This is a genomic window from Janibacter sp. GS2 (genome assembly GCF_051200835.1).
GTDB lineage: Bacteria > Actinomycetota > Actinomycetes > Actinomycetales > Dermatophilaceae > Janibacter.
The window spans coordinates 3,175,290-3,198,553 of the sequence record NZ_CP195161.1 but is presented as its reverse complement, the minus strand read 5'-3'; the positions used below and the strand labels follow the sequence as shown (position 1 = coordinate 3,198,553).

21 protein-coding genes are annotated in these 23,264 nt (G+C 71.4%); 15 read left to right on the top strand and 6 right to left on the bottom strand.

Annotated features, from left to right (window positions below; translation table 11 throughout):
• Nucleotides 1-2 precede the first annotated feature (2 nt).
• Nucleotides 3-1,289 carry an NAD(P)/FAD-dependent oxidoreductase gene (locus ACR9E9_RS15450; protein WP_435200029.1) on the top strand — a complete coding sequence of 429 codons (1,287 nt, stop codon included), beginning with the start codon at nt 3-5 and terminating at the stop codon, nt 1,287-1,289.
• A 52-nt stretch (nt 1,290-1,341) separates the two neighbouring features.
• On the opposite strand, the gene coaA is transcribed toward ACR9E9_RS15450, so the two are convergent.
• Nucleotides 1,342-2,298: a type I pantothenate kinase gene (gene coaA, locus ACR9E9_RS15445; protein ID WP_435200027.1), complete on the bottom strand. Its 957-nt coding sequence runs from the start codon at nt 2,296-2,298 to the stop codon at nt 1,342-1,344.
• A 58-nt stretch (nt 2,299-2,356) separates the two neighbouring features.
• On the opposite strand from coaA, the gene glmS reads away from it, so the two are divergent.
• Entirely contained in the window at nt 2,357-4,216 is a 1,860-nt protein-coding gene (gene glmS, locus ACR9E9_RS15440; protein WP_435200025.1) for a glutamine--fructose-6-phosphate transaminase (isomerizing), read from the top strand.
• Nucleotides 4,217-4,220: 4 nt separating this feature from the next.
• Nucleotides 4,221-4,574 (top strand): holo-ACP synthase, encoded by a 354-nt coding sequence (locus ACR9E9_RS15435; protein WP_435200023.1) that lies wholly within the window; start codon nt 4,221-4,223, stop codon nt 4,572-4,574.
• A 14-nt stretch (nt 4,575-4,588) separates the two neighbouring features.
• On the opposite strand, the gene ACR9E9_RS15430 is transcribed toward ACR9E9_RS15435, so the two are convergent.
• On the bottom strand, nt 4,589-6,055 hold the full coding sequence (locus tag ACR9E9_RS15430) for a sodium:solute symporter family protein (RefSeq protein WP_435200021.1): 1,467 nt from the start codon (nt 6,053-6,055) through the stop codon (nt 4,589-4,591).
• A gap of 256 nt (nt 6,056-6,311) precedes the next feature.
• Between ACR9E9_RS15430 and ACR9E9_RS15425 the strand changes: the two genes are divergently transcribed.
• The 3 genes from ACR9E9_RS15425 to ACR9E9_RS15415 are packed head-to-tail and all read left to right on the top strand — an operon-like array spanning nt 6,312 to nt 10,429.
• Nucleotides 6,312-7,985 (top strand): amidohydrolase, encoded by a 1,674-nt coding sequence (locus tag ACR9E9_RS15425; RefSeq protein ID WP_435200019.1) that lies wholly within the window; start codon nt 6,312-6,314, stop codon nt 7,983-7,985.
• Nucleotides 7,982-8,923 carry a CobW family GTP-binding protein gene (locus ACR9E9_RS15420; RefSeq protein ID WP_435200017.1) on the top strand — a complete coding sequence of 314 codons (942 nt, stop codon included), beginning with the start codon at nt 7,982-7,984 and terminating at the stop codon, nt 8,921-8,923. The genes ACR9E9_RS15425 and ACR9E9_RS15420 overlap by 4 nt, the downstream gene beginning before the upstream one ends.
• 30 nt (nt 8,924-8,953) lie before the next feature.
• A complete protein-coding gene (locus tag ACR9E9_RS15415; protein WP_435200015.1) occupies nt 8,954-10,429 on the top strand; it encodes a bifunctional ADP-dependent NAD(P)H-hydrate dehydratase/NAD(P)H-hydrate epimerase in 1,476 nt (491 codons plus the stop codon).
• A gap of 15 nt (nt 10,430-10,444) precedes the next feature.
• Here ACR9E9_RS15415 and mgrA read toward each other — a convergent pair whose 3' ends face one another.
• Nucleotides 10,445-11,488: an L-glyceraldehyde 3-phosphate reductase gene (gene mgrA, locus ACR9E9_RS15410; RefSeq protein ID WP_435200013.1), complete on the bottom strand. Its 1,044-nt coding sequence runs from the start codon at nt 11,486-11,488 to the stop codon at nt 10,445-10,447.
• A gap of 47 nt (nt 11,489-11,535) precedes the next feature.
• On the opposite strand from mgrA, the gene alr reads away from it, so the two are divergent.
• The 9 genes from alr (at nt 11,536) to ACR9E9_RS15365 (ending at nt 19,947) form a co-directional block, all read left to right on the top strand.
• Entirely contained in the window at nt 11,536-12,747 is a 1,212-nt protein-coding gene (alr, locus tag ACR9E9_RS15405; protein WP_435200011.1) for an alanine racemase, read from the top strand.
• Nucleotides 12,744-13,901 (top strand): alpha/beta fold hydrolase, encoded by a 1,158-nt coding sequence (locus ACR9E9_RS15400; protein WP_435200009.1) that lies wholly within the window; start codon nt 12,744-12,746, stop codon nt 13,899-13,901. Before alr ends, ACR9E9_RS15400 begins: the two co-directional genes overlap by 4 nt.
• On the top strand, nt 13,898-14,377 hold the full coding sequence (gene tsaE / locus ACR9E9_RS15395; protein WP_435200007.1) for a tRNA (adenosine(37)-N6)-threonylcarbamoyltransferase complex ATPase subunit type 1 TsaE: 480 nt from the start codon (nt 13,898-13,900) through the stop codon (nt 14,375-14,377). The genes ACR9E9_RS15400 and tsaE overlap by 4 nt, the downstream gene beginning before the upstream one ends.
• The gene (tsaB, locus tag ACR9E9_RS15390; protein WP_435200005.1) at nt 14,374-15,102 is read left to right on the top strand and encodes a tRNA (adenosine(37)-N6)-threonylcarbamoyltransferase complex dimerization subunit type 1 TsaB; all 729 of its coding nucleotides are present in this window, start codon (nt 14,374-14,376) and stop codon (nt 15,100-15,102) included. Before tsaE ends, tsaB begins: the two co-directional genes overlap by 4 nt.
• Entirely contained in the window at nt 15,099-15,569 is a 471-nt protein-coding gene (gene rimI, locus ACR9E9_RS15385; protein WP_435200003.1) for a ribosomal protein S18-alanine N-acetyltransferase, read from the top strand. The genes tsaB and rimI overlap by 4 nt, the downstream gene beginning before the upstream one ends.
• Complete coding sequence (gene tsaD / locus ACR9E9_RS15380; RefSeq protein WP_435200001.1) at nt 15,566-16,639, top strand: tRNA (adenosine(37)-N6)-threonylcarbamoyltransferase complex transferase subunit TsaD; 1,074 nt, start codon at nt 15,566-15,568, stop codon at nt 16,637-16,639. The genes rimI and tsaD overlap by 4 nt, the downstream gene beginning before the upstream one ends.
• A 194-nt stretch (nt 16,640-16,833) precedes the next feature.
• The gene (locus tag ACR9E9_RS15375; protein WP_435199999.1) at nt 16,834-18,075 is read left to right on the top strand and encodes a quaternary amine ABC transporter ATP-binding protein; all 1,242 of its coding nucleotides are present in this window, start codon (nt 16,834-16,836) and stop codon (nt 18,073-18,075) included.
• Nucleotides 18,075-18,962, top strand: coding sequence for an ABC transporter permease (locus tag ACR9E9_RS15370; RefSeq protein ID WP_435199997.1), 888 nt, complete (start codon nt 18,075-18,077; stop codon nt 18,960-18,962). Before ACR9E9_RS15375 ends, ACR9E9_RS15370 begins: the two co-directional genes overlap by 1 nt.
• A 64-nt stretch (nt 18,963-19,026) precedes the next feature.
• On the top strand, nt 19,027-19,947 hold the full coding sequence (locus tag ACR9E9_RS15365; protein WP_435199995.1) for a glycine betaine ABC transporter substrate-binding protein: 921 nt from the start codon (nt 19,027-19,029) through the stop codon (nt 19,945-19,947).
• 76 nt (nt 19,948-20,023) lie between these two features.
• Here ACR9E9_RS15365 and ACR9E9_RS15360 read toward each other — a convergent pair whose 3' ends face one another.
• The 3 genes from ACR9E9_RS15360 to ACR9E9_RS15350 all read right to left on the bottom strand — a co-directional run bounded on the left by ACR9E9_RS15360 (nt 20,024) and on the right by ACR9E9_RS15350 (nt 23,053).
• Nucleotides 20,024-20,383: an STAS/SEC14 domain-containing protein gene (locus tag ACR9E9_RS15360; protein ID WP_435199993.1), complete on the bottom strand. Its 360-nt coding sequence runs from the start codon at nt 20,381-20,383 to the stop codon at nt 20,024-20,026.
• A gap of 89 nt (nt 20,384-20,472) precedes the next feature.
• On the bottom strand, nt 20,473-21,486 hold the full coding sequence (locus ACR9E9_RS15355) for a glycoside hydrolase family 3 N-terminal domain-containing protein (protein WP_435199991.1): 1,014 nt from the start codon (nt 21,484-21,486) through the stop codon (nt 20,473-20,475).
• Nucleotides 21,487-21,811: 325 nt separating this feature from the next.
• Nucleotides 21,812-23,053 (bottom strand): THUMP-like domain-containing protein, encoded by a 1,242-nt coding sequence (locus ACR9E9_RS15350; protein WP_435199989.1) that lies wholly within the window; start codon nt 23,051-23,053, stop codon nt 21,812-21,814.
• Nucleotides 23,054-23,264 lie beyond the last annotated feature (211 nt).

The window sequence follows — 23,264 nt, the reverse complement described above, 5'->3', positions numbered from 1 at the left end:
ACATGACTGTTCACGCGATCCCCGACCACGTCGCCGTCGTCGGCGGCGGGATGTCCGGCCTGGCCACCGCCTGGTACCTGCAGGAGCGCGGCGTCACGGTGACCGTCCTGGAGCGCACCGAGGTTGCAGCCGGGTCCTCCTGGGGCAATGCCGGGTGGCTCGCCCCCGCCCTGACCCTGCCGCTGAGCGAGCCGTCCGTGCTCACCTACGGGCTCAAGGCGATGCTCGACCCGATGTCGCCGCTGTACGTCCCGCTGACAATGGACCGGCAGCTGCTCCGCTTCCTCACGGGATTCGCCCGGCACTGCACACCGGGCAAGTGGCGGGAGGCCATGGCGGCCTTCACCGAGGTCAACGAGGTGGGTCTCGAGGCCTATGACGAGCTGCAGGCCGGGCACTCCGACGAGGGCGGCACGCCGCACGGTGCCGTCGAGGAGCCGACCCGTCCGGCCCAGCCCTTCCTGGCCGCCTTCGCGTCGACGCGGGACCGGCAGGGGCTGGTCCACGAGTTCGACGGTGTCCAGCGGGCCGGCGGCAAGGTCGACTACGAGATGCTGACCGGCGACCAGGTCCGCGCCTTCGAGCCGACGCTCACCGAAGGGGTCACGGCCGGGGTCGCCATCCACGGCCAGCGCTACATCAACCCGCCTCGCTACATGGCCTCCTTGGCGGAGTCGGTGCGCGCCCGCGGTGGGACCATCGTCGAGGGCATCGACGTGAGCGATGTCCGCCGGGCGGGCCAGGGGGTCGAGGTCCGCGACGGTGGGGGACAGGTCGTCCTGCGGGCCGACCACGCCGTGCTGGCCACCGGAGCGTGGCTCGGTGGGATCGCCAGCCGGTTCGGGGTCCGGCAGGTCGTCCAGGCCGGCAGGGGCTACAGCTTCACCGTCGTCCCGGAGCGCATGCCGACCCACCCCATCTACTTCCCCACGCAGCGGGTGGCGTGCACGCCGCTGGGCGACCGGTTCCGTGTCGCCGGGATGATGGAGTTCCGGGACGCCGACGCCCCCTTCGACCCTCGCCGGATCAGGGCCATCATCGGTGCCGTCCGCTCGATGTACCGGGGTATCGACTGGGAGGACCGCGAGGAGGAGTGGGTCGGCTCCCGGCCCTGCACCCCGGACGGGCTGCCGCTCATCGGACGCACCCGGGACGAGCGGATCAGCGTCGCCGGTGGCCACGGGATGTGGGGCGTCGCCCTCGGGCCGCTCACCGGCAAGATGCTCGCGGCCGAGCTGACCGGAGGTCACGTGCCCGCTGTGATGCGGCACTTCGACCCACTGCGCTGAGTCGAGGTGACGGGTGGGTGGCGGCTCGTCCGCCGCCCACCCGCACGCGTGCTCAGAGCTTGCGCAGGCGGATCCGACGGACCTGGTGGTCCGCCCCCTTCGTCAGCACGAGGCTGGCCCGACCACGGGTCGGCAGGACGTTGTCGACGAGGTTGGGCTCGTTGATCGTCTCGAAGATGTGCAGCGCCCGGGCCATCGCCTGGTCATCGGTGAGGTCCGCGTACCGGTGGAAGTAGGACTGCGGGTCGGCGAAGGCCGTCTTGCGCAGCCGGAGGAAGCGCTCGACGTACCAGTGCCGGATGTCGCTGACCTTGGCGTCGACGTAGACCGAGAAGTCGAAGAAGTCACTCACGGCGAGACCGGTACGGCCGTCGCTGCGCAGCCCCGGGGGCTGGAGGACGTTGAGTCCCTCGACGATGAGCACGTCCGGCTGGCGCACGACGATCTGCTCGTCCGGGACGATGTCATAGGTCAGGTGGGAGTACACGGGTGCACAGACCTCAGGTTGCCCCGCCTTGATCGCGGAGATGAAGCGCAGCAGCGCCCGCCGGTCGTAGGACTCGGGGAAACCCTTGCGCTGGAGCAGCCCCCGTCGCTCGAGCTCGGCATTGGGCAGCAGGAAGCCGTCGGTGGTCACGAGGTCGACCTTCGGGGTGTCCGGCCACCGTTGCATCAGCTCGCGCAGGATGCGCGCGGTCGTCGACTTGCCGACGGCGACGGACCCGGCGACGCCGATGACGAAGGGAGCCTTCGGCGGGCGTTCGCCGAGGAAGGTCGACGTCGTCCGGTGCAGGCGAGTGGTCGCCGAGACGTAGAAGGTCAGCAGTCGTGAGAGCGGGAGGTAGACCTCCTGGACCTCTTCGAGGTCGATCGGGTCGCTGAGCCCCCGCAGCCGGGCCAGGTCGCTCTCGTCCAGATTGAGCGGGTGGTTCTCGCGGAGCTTGGCCCACGCCTCGCGGTCGAGCTCGACGAAGGGGGACGGCAGCGTCGCCGTGGGGGCGGAGGACACGCACCCATTGTGTCCCACGTGACGAGTGCGCAGTACGCGGGCGGTTAACCTGTCTGTCATGTGTGGAATCGTTGGATACGTCGGCCCCGACACGAGCGGCCGTCCCCTGGACGTCGTCATGGAGGGCCTGTCCCGTCTCGAGTACCGCGGATACGACTCCGCGGGTGTGGCCCTGGTGACGGGGGACACGGTCTTCACCGAGAAGCGGGCCGGCAAGCTCGCCAACCTGCGTGCCGCCCTGGAGTCGGAGCCGATCCCGGTCTCGGCCACCGCGATCGGGCACACCCGGTGGGCCACCCACGGTGGGCCCACGGACACGAACGCGCACCCTCACCGTGGGGGTGACGACGACAAGCTCGCCGTCGTCCACAACGGCATCGTCGAGAACTTCCACGCGCTGAAGAACGAGCTGCTCGCGCAGGGAGTGGACTTCGCCTCCGAGACCGACACCGAGGTGGCGGCACAGCTGTTGTCCCGGGCCTTCGCGCAGACGGGTGACCTCACCGAGGCCATGCGCACGGTCGTGGGCCGGCTCGAGGGTGCCTTCACCCTCCTGGCCGTGCACGCTGACCAGCCGGACGTCGTCGTCGCGGCCCGCCGCAACAGCCCGCTCGTCGTCGGTCTCGGCGACGGCGAGAACTTCCTCGGCTCCGATGTCGCGGCCTTCATCGGCTTCACCAAGCAGGCCGTGGAGCTCGAGCAGGACCAGATCGTGACGATCACCCCCACGTCGCACACCGTCATCAACTTCGACGGCACGCCCGCCCAGGGCAGGCCCTACGAGGTCACCTGGGACGCTGCGGCCGCCGAGAAGGGCGGCTTCGACACCTTCATGGAGAAGGAGATCCACGACCAGCCGCAGGCGGTCGGGGACACCCTCCTGGGGCGCACCGACGCCGACGGGCGCCTCGTCCTCGACGAGCTGCGCATCGACGAGGCGAAGCTGAAGCAGATCGAGCGCATCACCATCGTCGCCTGCGGGACCGCCGCCTATGCCGGGATGGTGGCCAAGTACGCCATCGAGCACTGGACGCGCATCCCCGTCGAGGTGTCGCTGGCCCACGAGTTCCGCTACTGCGACCCCATCGTCGACGCGCGCACCCTCGTCGTCTCGATCAGCCAGTCCGGCGAGACCGCGGACACCGCGATGGCGGTGCGTCACGCCCGCTCGCTCGGGGCGCTGACCGTCTCGGTGTGCAACACCCACGGTGCGACGATCCCGCGCGAGTCCGACGCGGTGCTCTACACCCACGCCGGACCGGAGATCGCCGTCGCGTCGACGAAGGCCTTCCTCGCGCAGATCACCGCCTGCTACGTCCTCGGCCTCTACCTCGCGCAGCTGCGCGGCGAGACCTTCGCCGACGACGCGAAGGCCGTCATGGCCGAGCTGCACGGGGTCCCGGCGAAGATCGAGGCGCTGCTCGGCGACATGGACCGCGTCGAGGAGATCGCCCGGTTCATGGCCGACACCCGCTCGGTCCTCTTCCTCGGTCGCAACGTCGGTTACCCCATCGCGATGGAGGGGGCCCTGAAGCTGAAGGAGCTCGCCTACATCCACGCCGAGGGCTTCGCTGCCGGGGAGCTCAAGCACGGGCCCATCGCGCTCATCGAGCCGGGCCAGCCGGTCTTCATCGTCGTGCCGGGCCCGGACACCCCGAACGAGCTGCACAAGAAAGTCGTCTCCAACATCCAGGAGATCCGCGCCCGCGGTGCCCGCACACTCGTCATCGCCCAGGAGGGCGACGAGGAGGTCCTCCCCTTCGCCGACGAGGTCATCAGGGTGCCGCACACGTCGCCGCTGCTCCAGCCGCTGCTGTCGGTCGTGCCCCTGCAGGTCTTCGCGTTGCACCTGTCCACGGCCAAGGGCCTGGACGTCGACCAGCCGCGCAACCTCGCCAAGTCCGTCACCGTCGAGTGAGCCGATGATCGTCGGGGTCGGCATCGACGTCGTCGACATCGAGCGCTTCGAGACGACCGTGGAGCGGACGCCGGGGCTGCGCGAGCGGCTCTTCGTGCCCGGTGAACGCGAGCTGCACGTGCGTTCTCTCGCAGCGCGCTTCGCGGCCAAGGAGGCTCTCGCCAAGGCTCTGTGCACCCCGGGCAACCTGCAGTGGCAGGATGCCCGGGTCGTCACCGGGGAGCACGGCAAGCCGCACTTCGAGATCGTCGGGTCGGTGGCCGATCGCGCTGCCGAGCTCGGCGCCGTGCACCTGCACCTCTCGCTCAGCCACGACGGTGGCATCGCCACCGCCATCGTCGTCGCCGAGTCCGCCTAGGGCCCGGGCGAGGGTCAGGTCTCGGTGCGCGCGAGCGATCCTTCCGGCGTGCGCACCTTCTCGGATCGCGGCTCGTTGCGGAAGGCGTAGTAGTACGCGGTGACCGTCTCGTCGTCGGAGTGGCGAGTCATGAGGCTGACGACGACGAGGACGATGGCCGAGGTGGCCAGGCCCGGTCCGATCTCGTGGAGCCCGAAGGGCTGCCCGGCGGCCTGCCAGCCCAAGGAGACGACGAGCGCGCCGACCATGCTCGCGATGACACCGGACTTGGTCGCCCGCTCCCAGAACATGGCCGCCAGGACGGGCATGACCAGCGCGGACGCGGTGAAGGACAGGGCCACCTGGTAGATGGCGATGATGTCCTTGATCCACAGGGCGATCCCCAGCCCGAGGACCGACATCGCGCCGACCGAGAGCCGCGAGACCCGCAGGATCCGCTGATCGTCCGCCGTGGGGTTGAACCAGCCCTGGTAGATGTCCTTCGAGACGTTGATCGCGCCGCTGAGCAGGAAGGAGGTGGCTCCGGTGAGGAGGGCGGCGAGCAGCGAGACCATGAACAGTCCACCGATCGATCCGGGGAAGACCTCGGTGATGAACGAGGTGTAGATCAGGTCGGGGGCGGTGTCCGCCGGGAACTCCTGCACCGCGGCGATCCCGATGAAGATCGCCAGCAGACCGATGACGCCGGAGATGATGAAGCCGGTGACCACGGCCGAGATCCCGACCCGCTGGGACTTCGCGGCGGTCAGTCGCTGCCAGGTGGTCTGCCAGACCAGGTAGAAGGGCCCGAAGATGAGGAACCAGTTGAACAGCTCCATGGGTCCGATGCTGCCGAAGGTCAGCAGGTGCTTCGGCGTCGACTCGACCACGGCTGCCGCTCCACCGACGTGGGAGAGGCCGAGCACGAGGGTGAGGACCACTCCGGCCAGGATGACGACGGTCTGGATCGCGTCGGTCCAGGCGACGCTGGGCATGCCGCCGACCAACGTGAAGGCCGTCGTCACGAGGAAGCCGAGGGCGATGCCCCAGACGACGGGGACCTGCGTGATCGAGGCGAGGATGGAGCCCATGCCGACCAGCTGCATGCCGAAGGTCGGGGTCATGTAGAGGAAACCGATGATGATCGCCGGGAGCAGCGCCGCGAGCTTCCCGAACCGCCGGGTGAACAGCTCCGGGACGGTGTACAGGCGCAGCCGGCGGATGGCCGGGCCCATGACGAGCATCGAGACGATGGTGAACGAGACGAAGCCGATGCCGGTGATGAAGTACGAGATGCCCATCTCGAAGCCCTTGCCGGCTCCACCGATGAGCGCGGCCGAGCCCGTGACCGTGGCGATCACGGATCCGCAGATCGGGAAGAACCCGAGGCTGAAGTCGGCCATGACGTAGTCGTCCGCCGTGTGCACCTTCTTCGAGGACCACACGCTGATCCCCAGGAGGAGGAGGAGGAAGGCGATGATCCAGACCAGATACCAGTTCACGTGCAGCACACCCATCGGTCGCAGTTGTCGGGGCTCGGTTCTGACTCGCGGCTGTTGTGTTCCGGTTCACACTGCTGTGTGATGGCGCGCAGATCAAGGACCACTTGACTCCTTTTCGGTGGGGCCAGACCCGGGACCGGGGGCACACCGCCCGGCCCCGCCCCTGGTACCCACCGGACGGCGACGATGTGGACCTTGCCCGGCCACGGGCGCCTGACCACACTGGTGGGCGATCGCACCCCGCCGAGAGGAACCCATGGAACCGACGACCGTGTACGTGGCTCGACTGGTCCGGACGCTGGATCCGGCCCGACCCGTGACGGAGGCGGTCGCGGTCCGAGGTGAGCGCATCCGCGCGGTGGGCAGCGTCGAGGAGCTGATGACCTACCCGGGGGCCGTGCTCGACGAGCGCTACGCGGACGCGGTGCTGCTGCCCGGCTTCGTGGAGGCGCACAGCCACGCCGGGACGGGGACGGTGTGGTCCAACACCTATGTCGGGCTCGTCGACCGGACCGACCCGCAGGGTCGTCGGTGGCCGGGGTGCCGCACGATCGAGGAGGTGCTGGAGCGGTTGATCGAGGTCGAGTCAGAGATCGAGGACCCCCACGCCCCCTTGCTCGCCTGGGGGCTGGACCCCATCTACTTCCCGGGCCGGTCCCTGGGGGTGGCGGAGCTGGACCGGGTCTCCGGGACCCGACCCGTGCACCTCGCCCACACCAACGGGCACGTCTGCACCGTCAACTCGGTCGCCCTGCGCCAGTGCGGCATCGACGCATCGGTCACGGTCCCGGGGGTCGTCAAGGACGAGGCCGGTGAGCCCACCGGGGAGCTGCAGGAGTTCGCGGCGATGGGCCTGGTCCAGCAGATCACCGCCGGCTCCAGCCTGCTGGACATCACCGCCGAGGGGATGCGGGCCTTCGCCCAGGACGCGGTGAACACCGGGACCACGACCCTGACCGACCTGGGCTCCACCGCGCTCATGGACGACGACGGGGTCGCGTTGTACCGGGAGGCGGTGGACGACGACTTCCCCGCGCGGCTGAACGTCTTCCACTTCGGTGCAGGTGTCGGCCCGGTCAACCGGTCCCTGCCCGAGGCCGCAGAGCGCCTGGTGCGACTGCGCGAGCAGTCCGACGCCAAGCTGCGCATGGGTAACGTCAAGCTGATGCTCGACGGTTCGATCCAGGGCTTCACCGCGCGCCTGCTCGAGCCCGGCTACTACGGCGACGAGCCCAACGGCATCTGGGGAGTGACTCCCGAGGAGTTCCACGAGGCGTTCGAGGTCTTCCACCGGTCCGGCGCGCTGGTCCACGTGCACTGCAACGGTGACCAGACCACGCAGCTCTTCCTCGACACCCTCGAGCGGATCCTCACCGACCACCCGCGGCCGGACCATCGGCACACCTGCACCCACTCCCAGATGAGCACCGCCGCCCAGTACCGACGCATGGCCGCTCTCGGGGCCGGCGCAAACATCTTCGCCAACCACATCTGGGCCTGGGGCGACCAGCACATCGACGTCACCGTGGGTCCGGACCGGGCCGCGCGCATGAACGCCGCTGCCACGGCCCTGCGTCACCGCGTGCCCATCGCCCTGCACTCCGACACGCCGGTCACCCCGCTGGGCCCGCTGCACAGCGTCAAGCACGCGGTGACCCGCCTCACCGTCTCCGGGCGGGTCATGGGAGAGCACGAGCGGATCGGCGTGCAGGAGGCCGTGGAGGCGGTCACGGTCGGGGCGGCCTACCTGCTGAAGATGGACCACGAGGTCGGCTCGCTCGAGGCGGGGAAGCTCGCCGACATCGCCGTCCTCGCGGACGACCCCTTCGACGTCGCTCCCGAGCGCATCGGCGACATCCACGTCCACGGCACCGTGGTCGGCGGGAGGCACCACGCCTCGGCGCTGGCCCGCCCCGCCGCCGCACCGTGACGGCCCGCCTGGGGGTCATCGGCGGGTACCTCGGGTCCGGCAAGTCCACCCTGGTCAACCGCCTCCTGACCCGGGCCACCCTCGGCAGGACCGCGGTGGTGGTCAACGACTTCGGCAGCGTCAACATCGACGCCGACCTGATCGCGTCCGCGGACGGGGACACCCTCGAGCTGACCAACGGCTGCATCTGCTGCCAGGCCACGGATGACACCGCCCGCGTCATGACGGCGCTCGCCGCCCGCGAGGACCTCGACCACGTCCTGTGCGAGGTCAGCGGCGTGGGTGACCCGGGTCAGCTCGCCTCGTGGCGCAGCTTCCCCGGCCTGCGGCCCGGGCCCATCGTGGTGTGCGCGGACGCGACGAGGGTCGGCGCGCTGCTGCGGGACCAGTACGTCGGCGACACCGTCCGGAGGCAGCTCGCCTCGGCCGAGGTCGTCCTGGTGACCAAGACCGACCTCGCCGGTCCGGTCGAGGTCGACGACACGCTCGCCGTGTGCCGGGAGGTGGCCCCGGCGGCCGAGGTGGTGCTGCAGTCGGCGACCCACCCGGAGGCCACCGCAGCGCAGGTCTTCGCGGGGACGCTCGCCACGAGCGGGGCCGGCCCGAGCGCCCCCGGCGAGCACGGCTCCGGCGCCGACCACCATGCCGACACCCACCGGTCCCTGACGCTGACCGCCCACGGACCGGTCGACCTCGTGGGTCTGCGAGGCGGGTTGGCGCAGGAGGCCCGACGTCTCGTCCGCGCCAAGGGCGTGCTGCAGGGGAGCGACGGCGCCTGGTCCGAGATCCACCTCGCCGGCGAGAGGGTGGAGGTCTCACCCCGCGCGGTCGGCCGCCCCGCCCCGACCTCGGCCTCGCTCGTCCTCATCGCTGCCGGACCCGACGCGCAGGCCGCCCTGGAGCAGGCGCGGACCGCGCTCCTGCCGCTGCTCACGTGACCCACCGAGGGCCCCGGTAGCGTCACGGGCATGATCACTGCGTACTCGGTCGAGACGATCCGCGCGGCCGAAGAGGCCCTGCCCGACCTGCTCGAGAGCGGTGAGCTCATGGGCCGGGCGGCGAAGGGAGCGGCCCGCCTCACCGCCGGTCGCATGCGCGAGCGGGGTGTGCGCAGCGTCGTCGGCCTCGTGGGCCCGGGCAACAACGGCGCGGACACGCTCTTCGCCATCGCCCGGCTGGCCCGGCGCGGCTTCGAGGCCACGGCCGTGTGCGCCGGTCCCACGGCCTCGCAGGTCCAGATCACCGCGGCCGAGCGCGCTCGCGCCCACGGCGCCCGGGTCATCACCGGCAGTGGCTCCGAGGCGATCACCGCGATCACGCGCGCCGAGGTCGTCCTCGACGGCATCACCGGGATCGGGGGGCGGCCCGGGCTGGCCCCCTTCGCCCGACCCTGGGTGGACGCGATCCGCGACCGCGCCTGGATCATCGCGATCGACACCCCGAGCGGGCAACCGGTCGAGGGCGGTCCGGTCGTCGCCGATGCGATCTTCGCGGACGAGACGGTGACCTTCGGCGCTCCCAAGCCGGTCCACCTCCTGCCGCCGACCGAGGCCGCGTGCGGTCTGCTCACCGTGCTCGACATCGGTCTCGACCTCGAGCAGGCGCGGCCCGTCGTCGTCCGGATCACCCCGGACGACGTGCCGGGACTGTGGCCGGTCCCGACCGCGGAGGACGACAAGTACTCCCGCGGGGTCGTCGGCATCAACGCGGGCGGCGAGCAGTACACCGGCGCCGCCCTGCTCAGCGTCACCGCGGCGGTGACCGCTGGTGCCGGCATGGTCCGCTACATCGGCCCGCCCCACCCGACGGAGCTCGTGCGGGCCGCCGTCCCCGAGGCGGTGCCGGGCGAAGGGAGGGTCCAGGCCCACGTCATCGGGCCCGGCCTCGACCCCACGTCCCGGGCGAAGGGGGCCTCCGCCCAGCTGGACGCGGCCCGCGCGGCGCTGGACTCGCACCTGCCGGTCCTCCTGGACGCCGGTGGGCTCGATCTGGTCACGGGCGTCCGGGACGGGCCGACGCTCCTCACCCCCCACGCGGGGGAGTGCGCTCGTCTGCTCACCCGGCTGCTCGGGAGGACGACGGAGCTCACCCGGGCCGAGGTGGAGGCCGACCCCCGGGGGCACGCCCGGATGCTGGCCGAGGCCACGGGTGCGACCGTCCTCCTCAAGGGCGGCGTGACCTACGTCGTCGCCCCCGAGGGGCCGATCCACGTCCACGACGCCGCACCCGCCTGGCTGGCGACCGCCGGTGCGGGCGACGTGCTCGCGGGCCTGCTCGGCACCCTGCTGGCGGCCGGACTCGACCCGCTCGACGCGGCCTCGCTGGGCGCGCTCGTCCACGCCCGCGCCGCGGACCACGCCAACCCCGGCGGCCCCGTCCGCGCCCTCGCGGTCGCGCAGGCCATCGGCCCCGTCGTCGCCGAGCTGCTCAACCCCGGGACCTGAGGGGCGACGCGGCGGTCAGGCCTGTGCCGACTCCGCCCACCAGTTGATGCCCCCGTCGACGGCGTACTCGTTGATCCGACGCAGCTCCTCGTCGCTGAAGTCGGTCGAGTCGAGGGCGCCGAGGCTGTTCTCCAGCTGCTCGACATGGCGTGCCCCGACGAGCACCGAGGTGACCCGCTCATCGCGCATGGCCCACGCGAGTGCCATCTGCGCCAGCGACTGGCCCCGCTCCTGGGCGATCGAGTGCAGACCCCGGATCCGCGTGAGGTTGTCCTCGGTGAGCTGGTCGGCGACGCCGGTCCCCTCACGACCGGCGCGGGAGTCATCCGGGATGCCGCCGAGGTACTTGTGCGTCAGCAGACCCTGCGCCAGTGGGGAGAAGGCGATCGCGCCCACACCGAGGTCCCCGAGGGTGTCGAGCAGCTCGTCCTCGATCCAGCGGTTGATCATCGAGTAGGAGGGCTGGTGGATGAGCAGGGGAGTGCCCATCTCCTGGAGGATCGCGTAGGCCTCGCGGGTGCGCTGCGGCCCGTAGGAGGAGATGCCGACGTAGAGCGCCTTGCCGGCGCGCACGGCGGCGTCGAGGGCGCCCATCGTCTCCTCGAGCGGGGTGTCCGGGTCGAAGCGGTGGCTGTAGAAGATGTCGACGTAGTCCAGCCCCATCCGCTGCAGCGACTGGTCGAGCGAGGCACGCAGGTACTTGCGCGAGCCCCCGATCTGGCCGTAGGGACCCGGCCACATGTCCCAGCCGGCCTTCGTCGAGATGATCAGCTCGTCACGGTAGGGGCGGAAGTCCTCGGCGAAGATCGTCCCGAAGTTGCGCTCGGCCGAGCCGTAGGGCGGTCCGTAGTTGTTGGCCAGGTCGAAGTGCGTCACCCCCCGGTCGAAGGCCCGGCGCAGGACCGCGCGCTGCGTCGCCAGGGCCTCCCCGTCCCCGAAGTTGTGCCACAGCCCGAGGGAGATCGGCGGCAGCTGGAGCCCGGAGCGTCCGCAGCGGCGGTACTCCATCGCGTCGTAGCGGGTGCGGTCTGCCTGGTAGTCGTCCTCGCGGTAGGTCATGCCTCCCATCCTGCCCCCCTTCGCCGATCTAGACTCGACGACAGCCCATGGACATCTCGCACCCCCACCCCGCCCTGCCGTCCGTCGCGACCCCCTCGGTCCTGCCGAAGGAGGGGTCCACGGTCGGGCTCTCGGCGTGGGCCGACATCGACCTGACGGCGATCTCGGACAATGTCGCCGAGCTCGGCCGCCGCGCGGGTGACGCCGACGTCATGGCCGTCATCAAGGGGGACGCCTACGGGCACGGCCTCGTCCCCGTGGCCGGTGCCGCCCTCGCCGGTGGCGCCACCTACCTCGCCGTCGCCCAGCTCTCCGAGGCGCTCGCCGCCCGCGCCGCCGGTGTGAGTGCCCCGATCCTCACCTGGCTCTTCCCACCCGGCGCCGACCTCGCCGCGGCCGTGCGTGCCGACCTCACCGTCTCCGCCGGTGCCCCGTGGGCGCTCACCGAGATCGCTGCAGCAGCACGCGCCACGGGCAGCGCCGCCCGCGTCCACCTCAAGGCCGACACCGGTCTCGGGCGCGGGGGCGCGTGGCGCGAGGACCTCGCCGGGATGCTGCGCGACGCGGCCCGGCTCGAGGCGGAGGGGATCGTCGACGTCGAGGGGATCTTCTCCCACTTCGCCTGCGCGGACCTCCCCGGTCACCCCACCGTGCGCGCCCAGCAGGAGACCTTCGTCGCCGTCATCGCCGATGCCGAGCGCGTCGGCCTGCGGCCGCGGATCCGCCACCTCGCCAACTCCGCGGCCACCCTGACCAACCCCTCCGCGCAGTTCGACATGGTGCGCCCGGGGATCTCGGTCTACGGACTCTCCCCGGTGCCCGACATCGGTGGCCCGACCCACTTCGGCCTCCGTGAGGCGATGCGGGTGACCGCCCGCCTCATCAACGTCAAGGACTGCGGGCCGGGACAGGGCATCTCCTACGGCCACCAGTACACGACGAAGGGGGAGACCCGCCTCGGCCTCGTCCCCCTCGGTTACGCCGACGGCATCCCGCGCCACGCCGGCAATGTCGGTCCGATGCAGGTCGGTGGTCGGCACTACACCGTCGCCGGTCGGGTCTGCATGGACCAGATGGTCCTCGACCTCGGCGCCGACAGCCCCGCGGCCGCGGGCGATGAGGTCGTGCTCATCGGGCGCGAGGCGCACGGGGAGCCGACGGCCCAGGACTGGGCCGCGGCGATCGACACGATCAACTACGAGATCGTCACCCGGCTCGGCCCCCGCGTGCCGCGCCGCTACCTGGGAGTGCAGCAGTGAAGGAATCCCCCCGCAAGGACACCGCGACCCGGCGCGTCGGCAGGGCAGCAGGGACCGGCATCGGTCTGGCCGCTGCCGTCGTCGGCGGCGCCGCCATCGCCGGTGCCGGGCTCGCCGGCCGCAAGGCCGTCGACCGCTCCCGCGCCTACGCCGTCACCGGTCAGGACAAGGTGCACGTCTTCCCCTTCGCCGCGGACAAGGTCCTGGCCGTCCCGACGAGCGACGGTCTGGTGCTCCACGTCGAGGTCGACGAGCCGACGGGCTGGCGGCCCGGCCCGCGACCGACGGTCGTCCTCGTCCACGGCTTCGTGCTCAACCTCAGCTCGTGGATCCACCAGCGGCGTGAGCTCGTCGAGGCGGGATACCGGGTCGTCAGCTACGACCAGCGCAACCACGGCCTCTCCGAGGTCGGCGACCTGGAGCACTGCACCATCGACCAGCTCGGTCGCGACCTGCGCGCCGTCATCGACGCCACGACACCGGAGGGTGAGCTCGTCCTCGTCGGCCACTCGATGGGCGGCATGACGATCATGAGCTTCGCCGGGCGCTACCGCGACGTGACCCGGGACCGGGTCGCCGGCGCGGCGCTCATCGCCACGAGCGCCGGAGGGGACAGCCTCGTCCAGCTCGGTCTCGGGCGGATCTTCGACCGGATCATCGCGATGCTCGGCCCGGGCTTCCTCGGCAACCTGGCCCGCCGCGAGGGCCTGTGGGGCAGCACCCGGGCCGCCGGTCGGGGTGTGGAGTCCTGGGCGGTGCAGAAGTACGCCTTCGGCACCGAGATGCCCAAGGACCTGCTGCGGCAGGTGGCGACGATGATCTTCGGCACCCGCCTCGACACCATCGGGGCCTTCCTGCCCGAGCTCGACGAGCTCGACGTGCGCCCGGCCCTGGAGGGGCTCACCGAGACCCCGGTGCTCATCGTCGCCGGCTCCCGGGATGTGCTCACCCCACCGGCCCACAGCGACCAGCTGGCCGAGGCGCTGCCCACGGCCGAGCTCGTCGTCATCCCCGGGGTGGGCCACATCCTCCAGCTGGAGCGCCCCGGAGCCGTCACCGACGCGATCTTCGGCCTGCTCGAGCGTCCGCACGGCGACGACGCCGAGGCCGACGCCGAGCGGGCGAAGGGAGCGGTCCGGGAGCACACCGCGTGAGCCTGCTGCTGCCCGACCCGGACGCGACCACCGCCATCGGGCGCCGCCTCGGTGCTCTGCTGCGGGCCGGGGACCTCGTCGTCCTCACCGGTGGCCTCGGCGCCGGGAAGACGACCCTGACGCGCGGGATCGGGGAGGGGCTGGACGTGCGCGGCGCGGTGACCTCACCGACCTTCGTCATCGCCCGGATCCACCCGCCCCTGCGGCACGGGCCGGAGCTCGTCCACGTCGACGCCTACCGCCTCGGTGGGGTCACCGAGCTCGACGACCTCGACCTCGACGCCGAGCTGGAGGAGGCCGTGACCGTCGTCGAGTGGGGGGCCGGCCTGGCCGAGGGTCTCGCCGAGGACCGTCTCGAGATCACCCTCGTCGCGGACCCACGCACCGAGGAGCGCACCATGGAGGTGCGCGCCGTGGGCGCGCGCTGGGCCCGGATCGACGTCGAGGCGCTGCTGGACGAAGGGAGCACGGCATGAGGATCCTCGCGATGGACACCGCGACCTCGGCCATCACCGTGGCGGTGCACGACGGCGAGCGGGTGCTCGCCTCCCGCAGCGTCATCGACGCGCGACGCCACACCGAGCTGCTCGCGCCGTTGCTCATCGAGACCCTCGAGGCCGCGGGCACCACGCCCGCCCAGGTCAGCCATGTCGCGGTCGGCACCGGTCCGGGGCCCTTCACCGGGCTGCGGGTCGGTCTGGTCACCGCACGGACCTTCGCCCACGCGCGCGGCGTCACCGTGCACGGTGTGTGTTCCCTCGATGCGCTCGCGGCGGCAGCCGCCGAGGACGGCCACGAGGGCGAGATGCTCGTCGCGACCGACGCACGCCGCAAGGAGGTCTACTGGGCCCGCTACCGGTGCACGGCCGGCGAGGCGACGCCGCTGGACGAGCCCGCGGTGACCAGGCCCGCGGACCTGCCCGACGCCGTGCGCGCGCTGCCGACGGCCGGCCGTGGGGCGGTGCTCTACCCCGACCTCCTGCCGCACGGCCTCGACCTGCCGCTCGACGTCGACGCAGGGGTCCTGGCCGCCCGCGCCGCGCGAGGCATCAGCGCAGGCGTGGACCTGCCCGTCGAGCCGCTCTACCTGCGCCGTCCCGACGCCGTCGCTCCCGCCGCCCCGAAGTCGGCCCTCCTCGCCCCGCGCCAGCAGCAGGGCCGTCACCGGGACGTGCCGTCGCCCGAGCAGGGACAGCAGTGAGCAGCGCTGCGGCGGCGAGGGCGCTGCGCGAGGTGCGCTGGCAGGATCTGGCGGAGCTTGCGGACCTGGAGACCGAGCTCTTCGGGGCCGAGGCCTGGAGCCTCCCGTCGTGGTGGGGCGAGCTCGCCGGGCGGCCCCGTCGCGAGTGTTTCCTCGCCGAGGACGACGAGGGCATCGTCGGCTACGCGGTGCTCGACCACGGTGGCGAGGTCAGCGATGTCATGACGATCGCCGTCCTCCCGCGCGCCCGCCGCACCGGCCTGGGCCGCCGCCTCCTCGAGGAGCTCGTGACGCGGGCCCGGACCGCCGGGGCACAACGGCTCCTGCTCGAGGTCCGCGCCGACAACGCCGCCGCCCGCGGCCTGTACGCAGCCCGGGGCTTCAGCCATCTGCAGACCCGCCGTGGCTACTACCCGGGCGGGGGCGACGCGCTCGTCCTCGCCCTCGACCTGATGGAGTCGGCATGACTGACCAGCCGCTCGTGCTCGGCATCGAGACCTCGTGCGACGAGACCGGTGTCGGCATCGTCCACGGCACCGAGCTGCTCGTGGACGCCATCGCCTCCAGCGTGGACGAGCACGCCCGATTCGGCGGGGTCGTCCCAGAGGTCGCCTCGCGGGCACACCTCGAGGCGATGGTCCCCACGATCGAGCGGGCCTGCCGCGAGGCGGGTGTCGCACTGTCCGACCTCGACGGCATCGCGGTCACCGCCGGCCCCGGCCTGGCCGGTGCGCTCATGGTCGGAGTCGCCTCCGCCAAGGCGCTGTCCGTGGCCCTGGGCACGCCGCTGTACGGGGTCAACCACCTCGCGAGTCACGTCGCCGTCGACATCGTCGAGCACGGGCCGCTGCCCGAGCCGACGATGGCGATGCTCGTCAGCGGCGGGCACTCCTCCCTCCTCCTCGTCCCCGACGTCACGCACGACATCCGCAGCCTCGGCGCGACGATCGACGACGCGGCGGGGGAGGCCTTCGACAAGGTCGCCCGCGTCCTCGGCCTGCCCTTTCCCGGAGGGCCGCACATCGATCGGGCGGCGAGCGACGGGCAGATCACCATCGACTTCCCGCGCGGCCTGTCCAGTCGCAAGGACATGGAGCGGCACCGCTTCGACTTCTCCTTCTCCGGGCTGAAGACCGCGGTGACGCGCTGGGTGGAGCACGAGCGCGCTGCAGGTCGCGAGGTGCCGGTCGCCGATGTCGCCGCGTCCTTCCAGGAGGCGGTCACCGATGTGCTCACCCGCAAGGCCGTCCTCGCCTGCCGCGAGCACGGGGTCGACACGCTCCAGGTCGGTGGGGGCGTTGCCGCCAACACCCGCCTGCGGACGATGGCCCGGGAGCGGTGCGATGCCGCGGGGATCGCCCTTCGTGTCCCGCGTCCGGGGTTGTGCACGGACAACGGCGCGATGGTCGCGAGCCTCGGCGCCCAGCTGATGATCAGGGACCGCCCGCCGAGCGACCCCTCGCTGCCGGCGGACAGCTCGTTGCCGGTGACCGATGTGCGCACCGGGGTGCCGGTGCACGTCGACCACGACCACTGATGGTTGTTTCAATCAGGTCACGAAGGGTCAATCCCCTTGGTCATCCTGCGTGATCGATGATTCTGTGGTAGTTGAAGCGCACCATCTGGTGTGCACGATGACAACGAAGTCGCCCCGCCGAGAGGCGCTTGGCACCCGACGAGGACCAGGCCACGACGCGGGGCGATCCTGTGTCGCCACGAGTCAGGAGACCTGTGAGCTCGATTACCGCCACCAACCTGTACAAGGTTTTCGGCCGACGCCCCGAGCGAGGCGTGCGCGCCCTCCAGGAGGGGTCCTCACGCGAGGACCTGCGCGAGCTCGGCGTGACGGCGGCGGTGATCGACGCGTCCTTCGAGGTCGAGGCGGGCGAGATCTTCGTCGTCATGGGGCTGTCCGGCTCCGGGAAGTCGACCCTCATCCGCATGGTCAACGGCCTGCTGCAGCCGACGAGCGGTGACGTCGTCATCGGGGACACCAACGTCACCCGGGCGAAGGGGGAGGACCTGCGGCGGGTGCGCCGCGAGCGGGTGAGCATGGTCTTCCAGCACTTCGCGCTCCTGCCGCACCGCACCGTGGGGGAGAACGCGGCCTACGCACTGAAGGTGCAGGGTGTTGACCGGGCGGAGCGGGAGAAGCGCGCCGAGGAGGCCCTGGCGATGGTCGACCTGGGCGGCTGGGGTGGCTCGATGCCCGATGAGCTCTCCGGCGGCATGCGTCAGCGCGTCGGACTGGCCCGGGCGCTCGCGTCCGGCTCCGACATCATGCTCATGGACGAGGCCTTCAGCGCGCTCGATCCCCTGATCCGCCGGGAGATGCAGGACAAGCTCGTCGAGCTGCAGAGCGAGCTCGGCAAGACGGTGCTCTTCATCACCCACGACCTCAACGAGGCGATGCGCCTCGGTGACCGGATCGCGATGATGCGCGACGGTCGGATCGAGCAGATCGGCACCGCGGAGCAGATCCTCAACGACCCGGCCAACAACTACGTGGCCCAGTTCGTCCAGGACGTCGACCGCAGCCGGGTCATCACCGCCGACAGCGTCATGGAGACACCTCCGGCGGTGATCGGGCAGGGCCAGGGGCCCCTGGCCGCGCAGAAGCTCATGCGTGAGACGCAGGCGCCGTGGCTGGCCGTCCTGGACCGCGAGCGGCGGCTCGTCGGGATGCTCTGGGAGGGCGACGTCGCCACGGCCGTGCGCGAGCGGCGGGAGTCGCTTCCCCTCATCCCGCGCACCGAGGTGGCCACGGCGAGCCCGGACACCTACCTGGCCGACATGTTCCGCGGCGCCTCCGTCGCGAGCAGCCCCGTGGCCGTCATCGACGGTGAGGGCAAGCTCCTGGGCACCGTGCCGCACGCGACGCTGCTCGCCGCGTCGGCGTCGACCTCGCAGGTCGAGGCCATGGCTGCGGACGATGATGCGCCCGCGGCGGACCTCGAGATGGGGGTGCGGTGATGGAGGACTCGAACTTCCCGCGGATCCACGTCGGTGAATGGGCCGAGTCGGCCCTGGACTGGTTGACGACCAACGCCGAGGGTTTCTTCGACGCGATCAAGACGGGTACCGCGTGGCTCGTGGACTCGCTCGACTCGGTGCTTCTGGCGCCGGCGCCGATCGTCGTGATCATCATCGTGGCGGCGTTGGCGTGGCTGGCCCGCTCGTGGCAGTTCGCCATCGCGACGGCTGTCGGCTTCGCCCTGATCGCCTCCATGGACCAGTGGGAGAACGCGATGCTCACGCTCTCGCTCGTCATCATCGCCAGCGTGGTCGCCGTCGCCATCGCCGTGCCCATCGGCATGGCCGCCGCGCGGAACGACGGCGTGAGTGCCGCGGTCCGGCCGCTGCTCGACTTCATGCAGACGATGCCCGCCTTCGTCTACCTCATCCCGGCCATCATCTTCTTCAGCGTCGGCACCGTTCCCGGCGTCTTCGCCACGGTGATCTTCTCCCTGCCGCCCGGGGTGCGCTTCACCGAGCTCGGCATCCGCCAGGTGGACAGCGAGACGGTCGAGGCCGGGGCCGCCTTCGGCGCCACCCCGGGCCAGATCCTGCGCGGGATCCAGCTGCCGCTGGCGACCCCGACGATCATGGCGGGGATCAACCAGGTGATCATGCTGGCCCTGTCGATGGTCGTCATCGCCGGCATCGCCGGCGCGGACGGGCTCGGCAAGGCGGTCGTCTCCTCGATCTCGACCCTGGACATCCCCCAGGGCGTCGAGGCCGGCCTCGGCGTCGTGGTCCTGGCGATCTTCCTGGACCGAGTGACGGCTGCGCTCGGCAAGCCCGGCGACTATCCCAGCTCCCTGTACCGCCAGATCCAGAAACGGCTCCAGCGGGCCTGACACCCACCCGGTCGATACCGGAACCCAGCCACCGCGCAGCGGTGACGACGAGGAGGAAACAGATATGACGAAGCGAATCAGCAGGAAGGCCGTCGCCGCGGCCGGGGTCACGGCCCTCGGCCTCGGCCTGGCAGCGTGCGGCGACAGCGGCTCGGACTCCGGCGACGGAGGCGACGGCGAGAGCAAGGGGACCATCACGCTCGGCTTCATCCCGTCATGGTCGGACGGGCTGTCCACCGCATACCTCCTGGAGGACCAGCTGACCAAGGCCGGTTACGAGGTCGAGATGCAGACCCTCACCGAGGCCGGCCCGCTCTACACGGCCCTGTCCCAGGGCGACGTCGACATGTACCCCTCGGCGTGGCCGGAGGTCACCCACAAGTCCTACATGGACAAGTACGGGGACGACATCGAGGACGTCGGCGCCTACTACGACAACGCCAAGCTCACCCTCGCGGTGCCGGACTACAGCAAGATCCAGTCGATCGAGGACCTGCCGAAGTTCGCCAACGAGCTGGACGGCAAGATCATCGGCATCGAGCCGGGCGCCGGCCTGACCGAGGCCACCCAGGACAACGTCATCCCGGACTACGACCTGGCCGGGGACTTCAAGCTGCTGACCTCCTCGACCGCGGGCATGACGGCCGAGCTGAAGAAGGCGACGGGGGCCGAGGAGGAGATCGTCGTCACCCTGTGGCGTCCGTTCTGGGCCAACAGCGAGTTCGACATGCGGGACCTGAAGGACCCGAAGGGCGCGCTCGGTGAGAGCGAGGCGCTGCACTTCCTCGGGACCAAGGGCTTCGCCGACGAGTTCCCCGAGGCCGCCGAGCTGATCGAGGGGATCCAGCTCGACGACAAGCAGTACGGCTCCCTCGAGGACATGGTCGTCAACGAGTACGGCGAGGGCAAGGAAGCCGAGGCCATCGACGCCTGGGTCGAGGAGAACCCGGACGCCTTCGACACGGAGATGACCGACAGCAAGTGATCCAGCCGGCCGGGTGACGAGTACCCCCGGCCGCGAGAGAGCCCCCGATCCGCACTGGATCGGGGGCTCTCCCATGCTAGGAGGAGAGCCAGGCCACCGCGGCCTCGCGCTGCTGGTGACCGAAGGCGCGGACCTCCACCGCGGAGACCGCCCCCAAGACCTCGGCGAAGGACTCGATCGCGCGGCTGTCGGCCACGACGCCGACCCGGTCGATGTCCCCCAGCAGGCGAACCCCCTTGAGGTCCTCCCACACCGCCCTCGGCTCGACGCGCGACAGGTCGATGCCCTCGTAGTCGAGCAGCATCCGGGCCTTGCCGTGCTCGGCCGCGACGGCGGCGATCTCCCTCTGTGCGGCGTCGTCCTCGTCGGCGCTGACCGATCCATCGAGCGTGACGCTGACGATGTTGGTGCCGTCAATGACGGATGTCGTGAGCATGCTGTCCTCCCTGATCATGAGTGGACTCTTCACGGTAGTCAGGTCACCCCGGCAAAGCCATGCGATCCACGGGACGCTCGTCCGCGGGGTCAGTGGCAGCGCAGCAGGCCCATGTCCTCCTTGAGCGTGAGCACCCGGGTCACCGAGGCGTTCATCTTCGTCGCGAAGGCCTTGTCCTGCGTCGCCTTCGTCGTCAGCGCCTCGACCATCGTCGGGACCTGGTCCGGAGCGGCGGTGAGGACGATGTCGCCACCGGCGTCGACGAAGGTCGTGGCGCGCTCGCCCACGGGCGTGGCTGCGACGGCCTTGGCGGCGCCGACGTCGTCGGTGATGACGACCCCGTCGAAGTCGAGGTCCTCGCGGAGCATGCCGTCGACGATCTTCTCGGAGAACAACGCCGGGGTGTCGCCGTCGATCTTCGGGTAGCGGGCGGAGCCGACCATGACGATCTTCGTCCCACTCTCGATGGTGTCGGCGAAGGGGGCGAGGTGCGGGTCCTTCGTCGTCGCCACCTCGTCGGAGGTGCCCTCGGCCGTGACGTCGGTGTTGCCCGTGATCCGGCCGATGCCGGGGAAGTGCTTGACGGTGGGCTCGACGCCCGCGTCCTGCATCCCGCGGGCGAAGGCCACGGCGCCCGCGCTCGCCGCCTGCGGCGTCGACCCGTACTCGCGGGAGTACTGGCCGATCGGGGCATTGGCCGTGCCGACGTCGCTCGGGACGGTGTCGGCGACGGGAGCGAGGTTGACGTTGACCCCGGCCTTCGCCAGCTCCGTGCCCCAGGTCGTGGCCGAGCCCCGCAGGTTCGGGTCCTGCGCCTGCTCCAGGCCGGTGGGGATCTGCGTGAAGCCGCTGCCGGTGAGCTGCTGGACCTCGCCGCCCTCCTGGTCCGCGGCGATGAGCATCCCGATCGTGGTGCCGTCGATGGTGGGGGAGGCCTGCTGGAGGTGGTCGCTGGCCGCCCTGACGGTGCCGGAGTCCTTCCAGCCGCCGAGATACAGCATCGACCCCAGGCCCTGGCCGCTGATGTAGGGGTCCAGGCCCGTCGCCGGGCCCGGCTGCAGGGCGGCCATGAGCAACTGTCCGGCCTGCTGGGTGGGGGTCATCGCGTCGCGGACCGAGGTGACGCACGAGCTGGACCCGGCCCCGCCAGCGGTGCCGGTCGAGGAGGAGGAGCCGGGTTGCGTGGTCGACGAGCTCGTGCGGGACGCGCTGGGGCTGGTGCTGCCCGTCGAGGAAGAAGAGCGCGAAGAAGAGCTCGAGGAGCTCTCGCTGGTGCTGCTCGTGCTGCTCGCGCTGCTCGCGCCCTCGTCACCCCCGGCGCCACCACAGCCCACGAGGGCGAGGACGGCGGCGCTCGCGGCGATCCGGGGCAGGCGGTGCGCTCGACTCGACATGCCCCGCAGGCTACCTGCGGGGCATGGTCGCGGCTCAGTCCGCCGGGGAGACGACGAGCACGGCCTGCGCACCCGCCACGCGGGTGAGGACGATGGTCGCGCTCTTCCCGTCGCCGGCGCCGCGCCCGATCTTCAGCTGCCGGCGCAGCTGCTCCTCGTCGAGGCGGATGCCCCTCTTCTTGATCGTCAGTCCGGTGATGCCGTGCTCGCGCAGCCAGCCGCGCAGTCCCTTCACGGAGAAGGGCATCGCCTCGAGGACCTCGAATCGGCGGGCGTGCCCCAGGTCGAGCTCCGCGGTGCTGGAGACGTAGCCGAGGCCGACCTCCAGCTCGAGACCGGACGCCGCGGAGGTGACCGTGCCGATGAGCCCGGCCCGCGTCACCGCCCGGTCGGCCTCGTAGAGCCACGGACCGATGTCGGCGAGCGAGGTCGCCCTCGCCGGGTCCTCCTCGCAGGTGCGTTGGTCCACCTCGACCGGTGGTTTGCCCTTGCGCAGGACCCGTGCGCTCCGCCCGCTCGCCTTCACCAGCGGACCCCACCACACGGCGCACTCGAGGACGGTTCCCTGCCACGAGGTCCATTGCGCCTCGGTGCCCAGCGGAGGGATGTCGTGGGGCAGGGAGGGGCTGAGCTTGGCGCCGGTCGCGGGCACGTCGCGGGCGATCGAGAGGACGAAGTCCCAGCTGGGCGAGATCTCGTCGAGGCGGAAGACACGGCGGGTGCGGCCGGAGCGATCGGTCACACCCGGTGTGCGGCGGGCCGGGTCGAGCCAGACCCCGGCCCGGGCGTGCAGCGGGTCGAGCGGTGGCCGGAAGTCCTCGGCGACGCCGGCGTGGGCGCGACTGTCCGGCCAAGGACGCAGGTTGATGTCGGCGATCGCCGCGGTGAGGGGGTCGGCGTCGACGCCCTGGACGGTGACTCCGAGGGCGCTCATCGCCATGGCGTCGGAGCCGACCCCGCAGCCGAGGTCGTGCACGGTGGCCAGGCTCGCGGCGGCGTAGCGCCCGGCGTGGGTCGCGGCGACCTCGAGGCGACTGGCCTGCTCCAGTCCGTCGGGGGTGAAGAGCATGCCCTCGGCGAACTCGCCGAACTTCTCCTGCGCGCGGGCCTGCAGGCGCTTTTGCGTCAGCAGCGCAGCAGTCTGCTCGGCGGTGTGGCCCGCGGCGCGCAGACGGCCGGCCTCCGCCACCGCCTCCGCCTCCTGGTAGGCCGGCAGGTCGTGCAGGAGGGCGTGCCCCTCGGGGGAGGCGAGCCACCGCACGGTCTGGGTATCCACCGGGCCCATTGTCCACACGAGGACGAAGGGTGGCGACCTCACGTGATCCGGGTGGCCACCCCCTTCGTCCCACGGCGCGAGGACCGGGTTGGCACTCAGGTTGACCGAGTGCCAATCGTCGGCCTAGATTTGGTGTTGGCACTCACCAGTGGCGAGTGCCAAATGCCATGGTCGGTCGATCCCCGCGACGGCGTCCGGCCCGGCGCACCAG

Coding starts and splice junctions, on each gene's coding strand:
- ACR9E9_RS15450 (WP_435200029.1), top strand. CDS start 3: ATGACTGTTCACGCGATCCCCGACCACGTCGCCGTCGTCGGCGGCGGG.
- glmS (WP_435200025.1), top strand. CDS start 2,357: ATGTGTGGAATCGTTGGATACGTCGGCCCCGACACGAGCGGCCGTCCC.
- ACR9E9_RS15435 (WP_435200023.1), top strand. CDS start 4,221: ATGATCGTCGGGGTCGGCATCGACGTCGTCGACATCGAGCGCTTCGAG.
- ACR9E9_RS15425 (WP_435200019.1), top strand. CDS start 6,312: ATGGAACCGACGACCGTGTACGTGGCTCGACTGGTCCGGACGCTGGAT.
- ACR9E9_RS15415 (WP_435200015.1), top strand. CDS start 8,954: ATGATCACTGCGTACTCGGTCGAGACGATCCGCGCGGCCGAAGAGGCC.
- mgrA (WP_435200013.1), bottom strand. CDS start 11,488: ATGACCTACCGCGAGGACGACTACCAGGCAGACCGCACCCGCTACGAC.
- alr (WP_435200011.1), top strand. CDS start 11,536: ATGGACATCTCGCACCCCCACCCCGCCCTGCCGTCCGTCGCGACCCCC.
- tsaB (WP_435200005.1), top strand. CDS start 14,374: ATGAGGATCCTCGCGATGGACACCGCGACCTCGGCCATCACCGTGGCG.
- tsaD (WP_435200001.1), top strand. CDS start 15,566: ATGACTGACCAGCCGCTCGTGCTCGGCATCGAGACCTCGTGCGACGAG.
- ACR9E9_RS15370 (WP_435199997.1), top strand. CDS start 18,075: ATGGAGGACTCGAACTTCCCGCGGATCCACGTCGGTGAATGGGCCGAG.
- ACR9E9_RS15365 (WP_435199995.1), top strand. CDS start 19,027: ATGACGAAGCGAATCAGCAGGAAGGCCGTCGCCGCGGCCGGGGTCACG.
- ACR9E9_RS15360 (WP_435199993.1), bottom strand. CDS start 20,383: ATGCTCACGACATCCGTCATTGACGGCACCAACATCGTCAGCGTCACG.
- ACR9E9_RS15355 (WP_435199991.1), bottom strand. CDS start 21,486: ATGACCCCCACCCAGCAGGCCGGACAGTTGCTCATGGCCGCCCTGCAG.